This window comes from Borrelia sp. RT5S, assembly GCF_021165755.1.
Lineage (GTDB): Bacteria > Spirochaetota > Spirochaetia > Borreliales > Borreliaceae > Borrelia.
Genome location: NZ_CP088936.1, coordinates 63,015 through 77,599, shown reverse-complemented (window position 1 = coordinate 77,599; position 14,585 = coordinate 63,015). Strand labels below are relative to the sequence as shown.

Annotated in this window: 13 protein-coding genes; all 13 read right to left on the bottom strand. The window is 30.1% G+C overall.

Annotated elements, in window-relative coordinates; genetic code table 11:
* Nucleotides 1–3 precede the first annotated feature (3 nt).
* The 13 genes from LSO06_RS00405 to LSO06_RS00345 all read right to left on the bottom strand — a co-directional run bounded on the left by LSO06_RS00405 (nt 4) and on the right by LSO06_RS00345 (nt 14,574).
* On the bottom strand, nt 4–1,263 hold the full coding sequence (locus LSO06_RS00405; protein WP_231760129.1) for an ABC transporter permease: 1,260 nt from the start codon (nt 1,261–1,263) through the stop codon (nt 4–6).
* Nucleotides 1,260–1,940 carry an ABC transporter ATP-binding protein gene (locus tag LSO06_RS00400; protein WP_231760128.1) on the bottom strand — a complete coding sequence of 227 codons (681 nt, stop codon included), beginning with the start codon at nt 1,938–1,940 and terminating at the stop codon, nt 1,260–1,262. Before LSO06_RS00400 ends, LSO06_RS00405 begins: the two co-directional genes overlap by 4 nt.
* Nucleotides 1,941–3,188, bottom strand: coding sequence for an ABC transporter permease (locus tag LSO06_RS00395; protein WP_231760127.1), 1,248 nt, complete (start codon nt 3,186–3,188; stop codon nt 1,941–1,943).
* Nucleotides 3,175–4,221: a hypothetical protein gene (locus tag LSO06_RS00390; RefSeq protein ID WP_231760126.1), complete on the bottom strand. Its 1,047-nt coding sequence runs from the start codon at nt 4,219–4,221 to the stop codon at nt 3,175–3,177. Before LSO06_RS00390 ends, LSO06_RS00395 begins: the two co-directional genes overlap by 14 nt.
* A complete protein-coding gene (gene ftsY, locus LSO06_RS00385) occupies nt 4,218–5,063 on the bottom strand; it encodes a signal recognition particle-docking protein FtsY (protein WP_231760842.1) in 846 nt (281 codons plus the stop codon). Before ftsY ends, LSO06_RS00390 begins: the two co-directional genes overlap by 4 nt.
* A 39-nt stretch (nt 5,064–5,102) precedes the next feature.
* Nucleotides 5,103–6,512 carry a hypothetical protein gene (locus LSO06_RS00380; RefSeq protein ID WP_231760125.1) on the bottom strand — a complete coding sequence of 470 codons (1,410 nt, stop codon included), beginning with the start codon at nt 6,510–6,512 and terminating at the stop codon, nt 5,103–5,105.
* Nucleotides 6,494–7,571, bottom strand: a protein-coding gene (gene prfB / locus LSO06_RS00375) for a peptide chain release factor 2 (RefSeq protein WP_370639778.1) whose coding sequence is annotated in 2 segments (ribosomal slippage) — nt 6,494–7,513 and nt 7,515–7,571 — 1,077 coding nt in all. Because the reading frame shifts where the segments join, the coding sequence is not laid out codon by codon here. The genes LSO06_RS00380 and prfB overlap by 19 nt, the downstream gene beginning before the upstream one ends.
* Nucleotides 7,571–8,140, bottom strand: coding sequence for a hypothetical protein (locus LSO06_RS00370; protein WP_231760123.1), 570 nt, complete (start codon nt 8,138–8,140; stop codon nt 7,571–7,573). The genes prfB and LSO06_RS00370 overlap by 1 nt, the downstream gene beginning before the upstream one ends.
* Nucleotides 8,137–10,458, bottom strand: coding sequence for an RnfABCDGE type electron transport complex subunit D (locus LSO06_RS00365; protein WP_231760122.1), 2,322 nt, complete (start codon nt 10,456–10,458; stop codon nt 8,137–8,139). The genes LSO06_RS00370 and LSO06_RS00365 overlap by 4 nt, the downstream gene beginning before the upstream one ends.
* Before the next feature lie 31 nt (nt 10,459–10,489).
* On the bottom strand, nt 10,490–11,926 hold the full coding sequence (locus LSO06_RS00360; RefSeq protein WP_231760121.1) for a hypothetical protein: 1,437 nt from the start codon (nt 11,924–11,926) through the stop codon (nt 10,490–10,492).
* A gap of 22 nt (nt 11,927–11,948) precedes the next feature.
* The gene (locus LSO06_RS00355) at nt 11,949–12,416 is read right to left on the bottom strand and encodes a divergent PAP2 family protein (protein ID WP_231760120.1); all 468 of its coding nucleotides are present in this window, start codon (nt 12,414–12,416) and stop codon (nt 11,949–11,951) included.
* A gap of 23 nt (nt 12,417–12,439) precedes the next feature.
* Nucleotides 12,440–13,678 (bottom strand): aminopeptidase, encoded by a 1,239-nt coding sequence (locus LSO06_RS00350; protein WP_231760119.1) that lies wholly within the window; start codon nt 13,676–13,678, stop codon nt 12,440–12,442.
* Between the two features lie 8 nt (nt 13,679–13,686).
* Nucleotides 13,687–14,574: an HAD family hydrolase gene (locus LSO06_RS00345; RefSeq protein WP_231760118.1), complete on the bottom strand. Its 888-nt coding sequence runs from the start codon at nt 14,572–14,574 to the stop codon at nt 13,687–13,689.
* Nucleotides 14,575–14,585 lie beyond the last annotated feature (11 nt).

The window sequence follows — 14,585 nt, the reverse complement described above, 5'->3', positions numbered from 1 at the left end:
GATTTACCTCAGAATTTCTTTTTCTTTAAGCTTTGAAATGATGTTTAAGGGAATGAGTGTTGTTGCAATGCTTAATAGGGTATAGGACACTAGGACAATTAGGCTAAATTTTATGCTTATCTGAACGTTAAATTCAGAGATGTGATATTCAGAGCTTAAAAGTTCCGTATTTTCAACTCCAAATATTATTTTTGAAATTATATTAGTAATGATGTCTATCATATTGATTAGATATTCGATATTAATGGTTATGTAGTTGCCAATGATTATTCCCATGATGCAAGATATGAAGCTTAAAACGAGGGCTATTAGTATAAATATCATTTTAAGACTTAAATTATTCATTCCAATTGATTTAAATATTGCAATTTTCTTTTTGTTTTCAAGTATTAACATACAAAGAGATGAGGATATATTGATACTTGCAAATATTACAATAAATGCCATTATGAACAATAATAGTTTTTTGCTGGTTTCTAGATTCATGTATTTGTTAAAGTAAAGTTCATAAAATGTTTTGATTCTATATTCTGTAAATTCTTTTGCAAGAACTTCCTTTAAGTCACCAATTTGTTCTTTAGTAGTGAAGTTAAGGGATAGTCCCATGATGCCTTTAGAAAATTCCTCTGCCATTATGTGTGAATCTTGTAGCGATATGAAAACTAAGTTTTTGTCAATTTCTCTTAATCCTGTTTCAACGATGCCAGATATATTAAACTGTTTTACTCTAGGTAATGTTCTTTGGTGCTTACTATTGGGTACCATTACGTAGATAGGTTCGTTTATATTCAGATCAAGTTTCTCTTTGATTTGTCTCGATATTATTATTTCATCCTGTTTTAAACTTTTCTTTCCATCTACTAATTTTATATGCCTATTTTCGTCAATGAATCTGGGCTCCACTGCTCTTATTAAGGCTCCTTGTTTTTTTAGGTTCCCAATTATTCCATAGGTTCTTTTTTCAAAAAAGTATCTTAATGTATGATCATACTGATGTTCTTTTTTAAATTTTTCTAATCTTTCTTTAAGAAGTTCATACTTTTGAGTTTCGTTGTGTTCAATCTGTAAAGAAAACCCTTCACTTTCAATGTATTTGTTTATTGTTGAGTTCATGATACTAGTTGACATGTAATAAACAATAATTAGAGGAATCATTACTAAACTTAAAGATACCCCAGAACCAATTAATGCCTTTTTGTTTGTTGAATTTATAAAGATTATATATGCTATTTTTGCAAGTTCTTTAATATTGGGATGCATCATATTCTCTTCAATTTCTTTTCTTTAAGCTCGTATTTTACATCTGCCTTATTGGCAAATTCTAGATTATGACTAACTAGAATTAATGTTTTTCTAAATTTTTTAGCAGTATCTATTAATAGAGATTCAACTGTCTTTGCGGTGTTAATATCCAGGTTACCAGTAGGTTCATCGCATAATATCATATTTGGTTCATTTATTAATGCTCTAGCAATCGCTACTCTTTGCGCCTCTCCCCCCGAAAGTTCTGAAGGGTAATGTTCTGCTCTTAAATCTATTTCCAATATTCTCATTAAATTTAGAGCTTTTCTATTTATTGTCTCAAAGTGATCTTGTCCTTCAATTATTTTAGGTAAAATGATATTTTCAAGCACATTAAATTCATCAATTAAATTATGATTTTGAAAAACAAGACCTATTTTTTTATTTTTGTAAAAACTTAGTGTTTTTTCATTTGCGCCTTTTAAAGAAATTCCACAAGATATTATTTCACCTGAATCCATCTTATCAATTCCTGATATGATGTTAAAAAGTGTTGATTTCCCGCATCCGCTTTTTCCTTGAATGGAAATAAAGTCTCCACTTTTTACGTTTATGCTTAAATTTTCTATCACTTTTATCTTTGTTTTATTTTTGATGTACGTTTTGTGTATTTCTTTTATAGTTAGTATGTTTGTCATCTATATGGCCCCATTTACTTTCTGGATGTATTTAATCTTTGTTGTTAACCTAAAGCTTGAGTACATTGTAAAGAAACAAGCAAAAGAAGATGTAAATAGTAAATCGCTTGAGAATATTTTAGGAGTAATGATATTTTTCACTATTTTGATCTCAACAGTTTGCACTTTTAAGTTTAATAGGTAGTTAACAGCATTGATTAAACTGTTTATCAGGAGATCTATTAAATTTAGTATTTCATTAATGTTTAATGATATAAGAATACCTGCAATAAGGCCAATAATACTACCTATAATGCAAATTATCGCTGAGTGAATTAGAAAAATTTGCCTAATCTTTTGAGTTTTAAGACCAATAGATAATAGTATTGAGATTGATTTGCTTTTGTTTATCAGTATTCTTTTTTGTAAATAATATGTATTAACGGCAATAACAAGAAATATGCATGTTAAAATTATGAGCATTGTGTTTTTCTCTATTTTTAGCGCCTTATAGAGTTCTTTATTGTATTCGTTCCATGTTTTAAATTTTATGTTTGGATTGATATTTTCTATATCATTTATTAATTTTGGACTTGGATATAGGTTTAGTGTTTTTACTTGATAACTGATGTCTGAATCTTTTATAATCCCTTTTCTGTAAAAGTAGTTAATGTTTATAAATACTGTGGATTCGTTAATTTTTGAATAATCGCTTTTAAAGACGGATTTTATTTTAAAATGTTTGATTTGGTCCTTTAATGTTTTAATATTCTGTATTTCATCACTTACTATTAATCCTATCAGATCACCCTCAGATAGTCCTAGGTTGTAAGAAAGCACATCTCCTATTATGATTTCATCTTCATTAAGTTCAAGTTCAAATTTTTCAAGACCCGTCAGAAGAAGAAAATTCTCATCCTTTATGACATCTCTTGTATCAATAGCGATGATATTTAAAATACTTGGATAGTAGTAATTTTCAATTCCGATTCCCTGTGTCTCATATATTTTGTTGATATGGATTATTTCTTGAATCTTCTTAAGATGACCAAGTTCTTCTTCATTTAATTTACCTTCAATTTTTAAATTTCCACTTTCCAAAGCGGATACACTTGTAAAAAAGTCATCTTGAAACCCATTCATTATTGATATTATGATAATAATGAGTACCTGACCAAGCACTATACTCAGTATTATTACGACAGTAAGCGACAGGCTATTTCTCTCATCCAGTATTAGTCTTTTTAATAATAATTTATCTAGCTTCATTGCCGTCTCTGGTAATATTGTGATTCACCTCTTCAATAACTTTGTCATCTTTATATCTTACTTTAAAGATAGCCTTTCCGCCGTAGTACATTTCTTGTTCATACTCATTCTCACCAAAGTATTCAATTTTTAATGATATTAAGTCATCTTCATAAATTCTTTTCAACTTTAATTTATTATCATATTCATACTCATATTCTGTTCTAGTATTGTACTCCTTTTTTTTTTCTTTTACAGTCACATTTTCTATCGTAATGAATCCAGACGCGTTATATTCAAAATCACTTACCTTAATTATTGAGTCGTTTTTGTACACTTCTCTCTTCATTAAGTTACTTCCTTTGTATTTGGATATAGTTTTTATATCTCCTTCTTCAACTGTATTTATTGTTTCATCTTCCATGTATTGATTTTTTTCTCTAGATTTTATTTTATTGTCGGTTGTTATTACGCTTTCTAGGTGGTTTTTGTTTTCGTCATATTTTATTGCTTTTGCACTAGATTTGTTTATGTCAAAGTATGTTGATTTTATTTCTCCATTGATGTCGTAATTCCAAACTTGAAAATTCGATCCGGTTATTTTTAAAAGTTTTCCATCGGTGTTTCTCATATACTGTAGTTTTCTCGGCTCTTGATTTAGAAATTTAATTTCTTTATAAATTAAATCGTTATTTTTATAAAAGTACTTTATAGATTCAAGTATTATTCCCTTATTGCTATACCTCATTTCCTGTATTTTATTATGTAAATTGTCATATGTTTCTTCCTTTATTTTGATTTCTTTTTCATTGTAGTGTACTACCCTCTGAGTATCTTCTATTATTTCTTTTGTTTTATACTTTATTAGTTGTAGGTCTTTAAAGAGACTGAATTTTTCTGTCTCGTGGATTTTTTCATATTCAATATAAAACCCTGTTTCTGGGATTTCGTATATCTCTTGATATTGATTAAAAAATACATCTGATAAAAAATAGTTCTTTCCGTATGAGGGAATTGAAAATATTAAAAATAGTATTAATGCCTTGTTTGTCATAGTAGTTTATCGAAGTATTCATCAATATTAAATTCTTTGATATGATCTACTTCTTCTCCATATGTAAAGAAATATATTGGTTTTCTAAATAACTTTGAAATGTTTATTATTCCACCAGCTCTAGAGGATGAGTCAAACTTTGTGGCTATGATGCCATCAATTTCTATTGCCTTGTTAAATATTTCTGCTTGGTTGCTTGTATTCTTTCCAGAGGTAGAGTCTATTACCAGTATTTTTTTATAGTTAGCGTTTGTGTGAGCTATTTGCTTCTTAATTACATTATCCATTTTTTGAAGTTCCTTAATTAAATTATCCTTGTTTTGGAGCCTTCCTGCAGTATCAATGAGCAAGGTATCATGATTTTTAGCCTTTGCACTTGAAATGCTGTCAAATATCACTGCTGCCGCATCGCTGCCTTGGATTTGAGACACTACTTTAATGCCAATTTTTTCACTCTGTATTTTTATTTGTTCTATTGCAGCTGCTCTGAAGGTGTCTGCTGCCGCTATTAATACACTCTGGCCCTCAATCTTAAGTTTGTTTGCAAGTTTAATAATACTTGAAGTCTTTCCAACACCGTTTACTCCAACGATTAATAATATATTTAAAGTCTCATTCGCTAAATTAAGGGGTTCTTGGTTTATATAGCCTTTCAATAACTCTTTCAGTTTAAAAATTATCTCAGATTCTCCTTTAACTTTCATTTTTTTGACTATTCCCATTATCTCAATTACTATATCACTTTTAATATCAGCTTCTAGTAGGATATCTTCCAGATTTTTAAGTATCTTTTCTTCCTTTTGATCTTTGAATAGGTTCTTTATCTTCTTAAAAATGCCCAAAACCCCATCCTCCTGTTTCTTCATAAATTTTACAATAATTTATTCACCTTCGCTGGCTTCTTGAATATATTTCACCAAATGGATTACTAGTGGGATAAAACTACCGATAGATAAGGTTATGCCTGTGCCTAATAAAAATGTCATAACCATTTGTTCTGATTTTGCATTATATAGGTCCTGTGGTGTTATTTTTTTGCTAATGAGGTGGTCTGATGCCATATTGTAAAGCTCTGATGATTCACTGTACAGAGTACCTGCAAATACAGTGCCTATTAAGCTTAGTGTGAAAACGCCAAGGTTTATATAAAATAGGTCTCTGGCAACAATAAGTTTGCTTTTATTATCTCTCAGCATTTCTACATGTATTTCTTTATCCTCTTTTTTTAGTAATTTAAACATGTTTTTGTATCCTTCAGCCTGAAGTAAAATAGACTCTATTTCTTTAGGCTCCTCAATCTCAAGTGGGGTCTCTCCTATAAATATTCCCTTCCTAAATACTCTAGACTCTACATTACTGGTTACTAATATTTTATTAGAGTTTTCTTTTTGTAAACTAACATTTAAGTTAATTTTGTCTCCGTTTTTTACCTTTACATTTGCTGAATGGGGTTTAAAAGAGGCGCTTGTAATGTGAATGTTAATTTCTTTTTTTTCTAACTCCGAAATATCGAATATATCATCGTTGTATATCCCTTTTGATACAAATTTTTCGTTTATATATATTTTGGCATCCAGATTATTTAGGACGTTTATCCTAATTCTGATAAATTCTCTTCCCAATATTTCTTCAAGACTAAGTTCGGCTATCCTGTGCGCAATCTCATCAACGGATGATGACAATTTGAAAACTTCTCTTTTAACCTTAACTCCCGTAGGTTTGACGTTATTAATTTCAAGAATATAATATTTTTCTACTCTTTTAAAATTAATATAGTTCATAAAAAACAGTTCTTCACTTATTAAAAATTCTGAGTTCAAATTTGATAAGTTGACTTTTTCTTTTATTTTCTTGTATTTTGCTTTCATTTTCTTTAAATTACTAAGATACTCTTCAAGGTTTTTTTGTTTAATTTTAATATTGTCAATATCTTGCCTAAGATCGTTGATCTTTATTTCTGTGTTATTTTCTTCTCTTGAACTTATTGAATTTTTAAGTCTTTTTTTATCCATTTCTTCTCTAAGACTGCTAATTTCTTTTTCTTTGCTTATTATATGCTGGTGTATGTAGAGATTTCTGATAAAATCCTTGTCATTGTCATTAACAACATGTTCATTTATTGTCCCATAGATTTTATCTAGAGTTTTTTCAATTCCTCCTTTAAGATTTTCATCTTTGTCTTTTGCATTGATTATGTAAGAGAAGCCGTACTCAATGTTACTTTGAGAATATAATAGACTTGCTGTTAAACTTAAAAGTAATATTATTGTATTTAGCTTAAACTTTTCCACTTCAGATATTCTTCTATAAAGTTATCAATGTTCCCGTCCATAACAGAGATAACATTAGGATTTTCAAATTTTGTTCTGTGATCTTTTACTAAATTGTAAGGCTGAAATACATAAGATCTTATTTGATTGCCCCAAGAGATATCCTTTTTCTCCTCTTGTTTAGATCTATTTTTTTGTTGTTCAACTTCTCTGTAGTGCTCATAAAGCCTTGATTTGAGTACCTTCATTGCTAATTCTTTATTTTTATGTTGGCTTCTATCGCTTTGAGACTGAGTTACTATTCCCGTTTTAAGGTGAGTGATTCTTACTGCTGATGATGTTTTATTAACATGTTGGCCTCCAGCACCAGAGGCTCTATATGTGTCTACTCTAATGTCTTCTGGTCTAATTATTATTTCGATTTTGTCATCAATTACAGGAGCAATAAAAACAGAAGCAAAAGAGGTGTGTCTTTTTTTAGCGGCATCAAAAGGAGAAATTCTTACAAGCCGATGTATTCCCACCTCGCTTTTTAAAAGACCATACGAGTATTCTCCTTTTACTTCAACCGTAACAGATTTAATTCCGCCCTCAGCTTCAAGTAAGTCTATAAGTTCTGTTTTATATCCTCGTCTTTCTGCATACCTTGAGTACATTCGATACAGCATACTTACCCAATCACATGCTTCTGTACCGCCTGCGCCTGAGTGTATTGTTAAGAAGGCATTATTTATGTCAATTTCTTCTTTAAAATAAGACAATGTGAGAAGGGTTTTATATTTATCGCTTATTGCCTTAAAATCGCATTCTAATAGTCTTATGTCTTCATCGCTCTCTGTGAGCTTGCAGAGCTCTTTCAAGTCTTTGAGTTTGTAGATTAAATCTTCCCAAGGCTCCACTTTATTTTTCAAAATATTTTGCTTTTTAAGAATCTCTTGTGCTCTTTTGTTGTCATTCCAGAAATCTTTATCATTCTTCTGTATGTCGTATTCTTTGATTTGTGCCTTAATCTTATGACTGTCAAAGATTCCTCCAAACATTTTCGATTTGTTTCAGCAATTCATCAATTCTTTCTTGCATTATAAATTCTCGCTACTATTTATTAGTATAATTATATTTGGAATTAAAGATAAAATGAACATTATAAAAAAATACATTGCTTCATTTTCTAATATTTTAGATGTTAGTCTTTTTTCAAAATTTCTTTTTATTAAGACTATTAACATAAGTGACGTTAAGACGCTTAGTGAAGATAAAACAATTATTCCAAGTCCTCCAAGGAAACTATGACTTTTATCTAGGGCAAAAAATACCACTGCTACTAACCCACTGTTGGATAACAGAAAATCATTTGAGTATTTAGATTTTTTGTTGTAAACAATCAGTATGTTATTTAGAGTTTTAAGTCCCATTATTATTATATAGAGTAATATTACATATATGATCGGCATTATAAACAATAATTCGTGTTCTGTAAACAACTTATAAAAATAGAAAAGAAATGAGTAAATTAGTAAAGAAGTTATTACTATTATTAAATATTTTTTAGCTAACTTCCGGTTATCTTTTATTTTTACATCTTCAATACCGATGAAGTGTATTAATAATAGATTATTAACTAATAAGTAAATCGTTAAGCTATTGATCATAATTTTATAATTTCTTCTCCATTTTCATTTTTGTGTTCTATTGCTTTTTCTTTATTTATGCTTAGATAATGTAATATTTTTTTGATTTGAAACGTTAAGCTGTATTTCTTAATTAAAGTTGAACTTACCTGTAGTACGAAAATGGACATTATAGCCGATAGGGTCTCAAATGGAATATGGCTTAGTATCATAAGGTAAAACAGAGACAGCATGCATCCATATAGTATTTGTTCAAATTTAAATGAGGGTGCCGTTTGTAGTTCTGTGCTTATTGCAAATATTAAGAGCATTGGAATTGGCGAGGTTGCTAGGGACAACATATCAAGAGTAATATGACTGTAAATATTCATATTTTTAAATATGTAAGCAAGGAGGAGAAGGCTTGCATAAAAAGATAATGGTATTAATTTATTTAGAATAAATTTCCCAAGGATGAATGAAAATCCAATATAAAGCAAGATAGGAGATAGATATTTTTCGTTTTGCAGTCCAAACAAGCTTTCAATTTGGAATCTCGGTATGATGATGTTTAAGTGAGATAATATTTGCTCATTTGTAAACTCTTCAATCATATTAATGTACTTGTTCTCATGTCTTTTAACTTCTGCTAAGCTTTCTAATCCCTTAATATTCGGGTTTTTCTTCATTACCTTATCCCAAGTTGGAATCATATCTTCTTGTCTTGATAGTTCTTCCGAATATGTTTGTTTGAAGCTTGAGGGGAAATTGAGTAATAAAAACATAAAGGAAATTAATATGGGATTTACAAGGAATTTGGAAAGTTTAGAAAAATAAAAAAATACTAAAAATGTAAAAAGTAGCGACATTATTTTTAACGTGATAGAGAGGGTTAAGGGAAATATCATGCTAGTAATTAATGCGGTATATATGAAGAATGATAGACATTTATGTTTTGCCTTAAACATTACTGGGGAGTAAGCCACTAGGCTTACTATTATTAGTGTGAAAGTATCAATTAAAAATTTTGTGTTGTTTGAAAAAGAAAAAATTAGGCTAGGAGCTAGAGCTAGTACAATGGTTAAGTAGATGTCTTTTAGATTATTCTCAGTGTATATTGGCTCATTTTTTGGAGTGATATTTAATATCTTTTCTTTTATTTCTCTTTGAACCTTGCTTATTTCTTCTTCTATCTCAGTTTCAGTGTATTGTAGGAACTGAAATTTTTTATTCTCATGTTTATTTTTGCCCTTGATTTTTGAAAAAATGACCTCTTCAATATATATGGGGGAGAAACTGGGTATCTTAAAAAATTTTAGATTAAACAACGCTGATTTCTTCTTAAGTATTGTAATGCTATATATGTCTCTTGTTATAGGGACGTTTAGGTTATTTATTTTTATTTTATTCACTGGGTTATTTAAAAATACATCGTATTTTGTCATATCAATGTCTTCATTTATTATTTGCCGGATTGATGTTCCAATTTTGACTTTTATTATCTTGCTTTGTATTTTTTGATTACCATTTATAGTGATGAACTTTTCTTTATATGGAATGTTTGTTTTAATTGCGCTGTGCACATTATAAAGGTCTTCAACATTTGCTAGGAGTATGTTTTTGTTTGGGTTTATGCTCTCTTGAATATTCTCTTCGTTATACAAAAAGTGCATTATAATTTCGTGGTTTGAATATGGATGTGAGACATTTGGAATGAGTCTAATTCTTAATCTTTTGTCTTGATAATCAATTAAATTTTCAAGCTCTTTTTTTAGGCTACAATTGCCTATCACTATCAATATTTCTTTGAACTTAAAGATTTTGTCGACTATTTCGAGTCCATAAAGAATTTCATCTAACTTTTCTTTTATAAGTATTTCTGAGATGTTCGTAAAAGAATCTCTCCCATTTATTAATAAAATCATTTTATCTATTTTTTTGCATTTGCTTACATATTGAAATAGTGAATTGTCATTAAACCAAGGAATTCCTAATCTGATCAATTTTTCTAATGTTTTTTCTCTTGATTCTACCTCATCTGATTGTTCTCTTTCATTTTTTATTCTTCCCTGAAACCGTATTAATGCTGATTTTAATTGTTGTCCATTTGGAAGATTAGCAACGTATATCTTCTCTATTACCCCAGATATTGGAGAGTATGTGTATAAATCTACATTTATATTTTTTGATAATATTTGACCTTCCTCAATTCTTTGATTCTCAATTACGTATAGTGTAGACCTTGAATTTTCTGTTTCTAGTGGAATTAAAACATATTCAGGAATTTGAATTTCGTCTATATTTACCATGTACCTTATTTTTATTGCCGTTTTTATTTCTGGTTCTTCTGAGTTAGACATTTAGATTTTTCCTCTAGTCTTTAGTGTATTTCTATATTTTTTTGTTAATATTTAGAAGAATTGTAAATCTTATTGCCTTAAATAGGAATAGCAATAAGAAAAAAGGCAGAGAAAGAAAAAATAAAATTGTGGAGTTGTTCTTTTCCGTTAAAATGCTGCTATCTGTTTCTTTGTATATTAAAATGGGATTTCCGTTGTATAAAAATAATTTTGAAAGCTCTTGATTGAGATGTTTGGATATGAATTCTTTGTCTACTTTATATACAGGCTTTGGATTGATAGTTATTCTGTTATTCTCTATTTCAAAATAGTCTTCCTCTACATTTTTGTTAGATTCACCATACCTAGATGTTATTTTATATTTAAGCTCATTTTGATAAATAATATGAGACATGTATCCCATAATATTTGGAATTTCCTCTTTGTACCCCACCATTAAATAAATGCTGTTAGGGTTTAAATAATCGAAATAGTTTAATTTTTTGCTGTAAAGATAATTTGAGTTTTGGTAAGAAGTTATCATGTATTGCGAATAAAAGAAGGGCATCAGAGAAGCTATAAATAGCGTTAGATGCGCGATAATTTTTAATTTTATAATCCTTGATTTTCGCTTCTGTTCCTTTATTTCAATTAAAAACAAGAATGTATTTTTAAAATTTCTTTCAGTTTTGATCCAAGTGAATATTAGGAAAATGCAAAGAGTTGTTACTGACACAAAGATAATAAAAATTGGTTCAAGATTAGTAGTTAAAAAACTAATTATCACAATATAGTATAACACTACGAACAAAAACAAAAAGACTGGGAATTTTATTCTTTTAATTAGCAATAAAAAGCTGATATCTTGCAAGCATATCTTATTGTAATTTTTATTGAAATTGTCGATTAGTACAAATAGTAAGTAGGAAAGAATAGTTAAAGGATAGAAGTATAGCATTTCATTGTTGAATAACAGGATGGTACATGAACTTATTAAAAATAACAACATAAAGGGCGAATATTGAATATTTAGTAGCAATAAAAGTGTTATCATCACCATGAACACCATATTTGAAAAATAGTTAATTTTGGTTTTGTAGTTAAAAGAGTGTAACTCTCCTTCAACTTTTTTTGCTCGTTTAAGCTTCTTTAATTCGTTACTTGTAAATGATGAATCAACATAGAGTATTTTTTTGTTGGACAGGTTAAATAGATTAGGGAGATTTTTTAAAAATAGATCCTTTCTTAGGTCATAATCATTAAGTTTTAATAGCTCACGGATCACTATTTCCTTGAAATCTGGAAAATCCAGTATTTTTACTTTTGTCGTGTATTCAGATATTGTTCTGTACCCTAATGAATTTATATAATCATTTGCAATCTTTAAATCCTCCTCCCCTTTAAAGTATATTGGTTTGTAATCCCCAAACTCTGCCATACTACAAGAAAAGAAAAGTGTTAATATACATAAAAGCTTGAATGGATTCATTTTTGCCCTTGTAACTTGCTGCCTATATTATTCGATAGCATACTGCCCATGCGGAAATTATTCCGATAATCACTCCTGTAAATACTTCCTTTTTCTTGTGGCCCTTGACAACTTTGAGTTTCAGAGGTTCGATTTCAATTGCAATTTTTAATTGTTCGGATAAATCATTAAGATATTCTGCTTGCACACCTGCCATGTATCTGACCCCAAAGGAATCCCTTATTGTTATTAAGGCAAAAGCAAGGGCAATAATGAAGCTCGTATTTATCCCCTCTGTTATAAATATTGAAGTTGCAAGAGCTGTAACTGTTGAGGAGTGACTGCTAGGCATTCCTCCAGTTTCTAAAAAGATGCTCTTTATAAGATACGTTGGGTTTAATTTAAGTCTTCTAGTTTTCATTGTTTGAATAGCATATTTAATAACCTGCGCAACAATTCCTGAAACGAAACAAGACAAGAAAAGGTCATTTGTAAATAACTCCTTTATCATCACTAACTACTCCAACCCATCCATCATAATACGAACCTTCCGTTCCGCATTATTGGATGCACTGCTCCCTTCCTATCAATTCCAACAACATCCATGTCACAACTTCCAATCATAAAATCGGTATGAATTAGAGAAACGTTACATCCATAATCCAATTTTTCAACATCAGTCTTTAATTTTTCTTCATTACTTAAGCAAGAAGAATAAGCACTACCTAGTGCAACGTGGCAACTTGCATTCTCGTCGTATAGCGTGCTGTAGAATGTAAGTCCACTTTGATAAATTGGAGAGCTGCTGTCTACCAATGCAACCTCTCCTATGTATTTTGATTGCGTATCGGTTTCTATATGTCTTTTAAGTATTATTTTTGAGTTCTCATCATCACATCCGAACTCAATTACTTTCCCTTCACTAAATTTCATCCATATCCCAGCTATTAAGTTGCCAAGTATCATAACCGGTCGAGTAGCATACACAATTCCTTTAGTTTTTTTATAGTCTGGTGTCGTGAAAACTTCTTCCGTAGGTATGTTTGCATTAAATTCAAGCTCTGTGCCCTTTATCTTTTCGCTTCCTCCTGTCCAGATAGAAGTTTCTAGAAGATATACCTCTAAATTTGTCTTCTGATTTTTAAAGACTAATTTTTCCAGGTTAAGTTTATTTAAAACTGCACACCTTTGGTGAAGTTTTGCGCCATGATCTTCCCAAGTCTTTATTGGATTTTCTGAATCAAGTAGTAGTATCTTCTTCTGAATTTCAAAAAATTCTTCCAAAGTTTTCTGACTATTAGGTTTGTTTAAAACTTTTGAGGCCCACTTTGGGCCCGGTGCACACACCACACACCAAGACAGTTCATTATTCATTGTTGCAGTTGAAACATTTTTAGATGCTAGTCTTAGTTGCTTAAAGTATTTCGACATTTTCTTGCTGTCAACATCTTTCAGGCCATCTAAATTTTCCGTATCATCAATTCGTATCTTTGCCCACTTTTCATCTACCACTTCTTTGAAAAACTCATGCTTAAACCTTGGGGTGAATTCCAATAAATCTTCTGATGAGTATTTTAGCCTGGTTCTTAAAATATCAACATCTTCAATATTTAGCTCCACATACTTAGCACCATGTTCATAAGCTTTTTTTGTAAGAATTCTTAAAAATTCGTAGTTTCCAATGGAACCCGTAATGAGTACGCACTGATTTTCTTGTAAGTTGATACCTTTTAAAATAATAAGTTCTGCATATTTGATTAAATCCTCTTCCATACTTTCTCCTATACAGGCTCTTCCAAAATATTGTCATTAATGTAGTGAGCAACGGCCTCATCATCATTTGTCCCTATTACTTCCAAGTAAGATAGCATCACCTTAAGCCTATAGTTTGCGTTTCCCATTAATAGTCCCTTCTTTACATTTTCCAGCATGTCAACATCATTAAACCCATCTCCGAATGCAATTACTTCACTCAAGTCAATGTTAACAATTTTTAAGACATCCATCAGTGCGCCTCCCTTTGAAACTTTTTTATTAACAATTTCAAGTGAATGAGGTGTTGATAAATAAACATTTATTTCTTGTCTATATTTCTCTAGGATCATAGCCTCATATTTGATTAGGTTTGGTTCGTCATCGTACAAAAGGATTTTTGCTACATTGTTGAAGTTTTTAAGCTCTCTGAAGTGATTGACTTCATGAAATTTTATGCTTTTATCCTTTAACTCTTTTTCCATGTATTTCTGTTTTCTTGATAATTCATATTCACTTATCTTCTTGTTAACAGCGTTGTTAGTTACTCTGTCAGTATAAAGACTGTCGTCCACACCATCGGATTTTTGTAAAAAATGAGGTATGTCGCTATACCTGTCCTCTCTAAGGTTTAAGATTTCATTTACAATTTCAGAGGACAAATCATATCTGTTGATTAATTTCCACTCATTATCATAAACCCTAGCACCATTTAATGTTATGAAGAATGAAACACTTGAGTCTAAATTTTTTGTAAAAGGCATTACCTCGCTTCTGCTTCTTCCTGTTGCAATAATAAATTTTTTGTTCTCTCTTGTTAGCTTCTTTATTACAAGCTCACTAAAAGCACCCAACTGGCTCTTTGAAAGCAAAAGTGTTCCGTCAAGATCAGAAACAACAGCCTTAATATTTTCCATATTGTATCCTT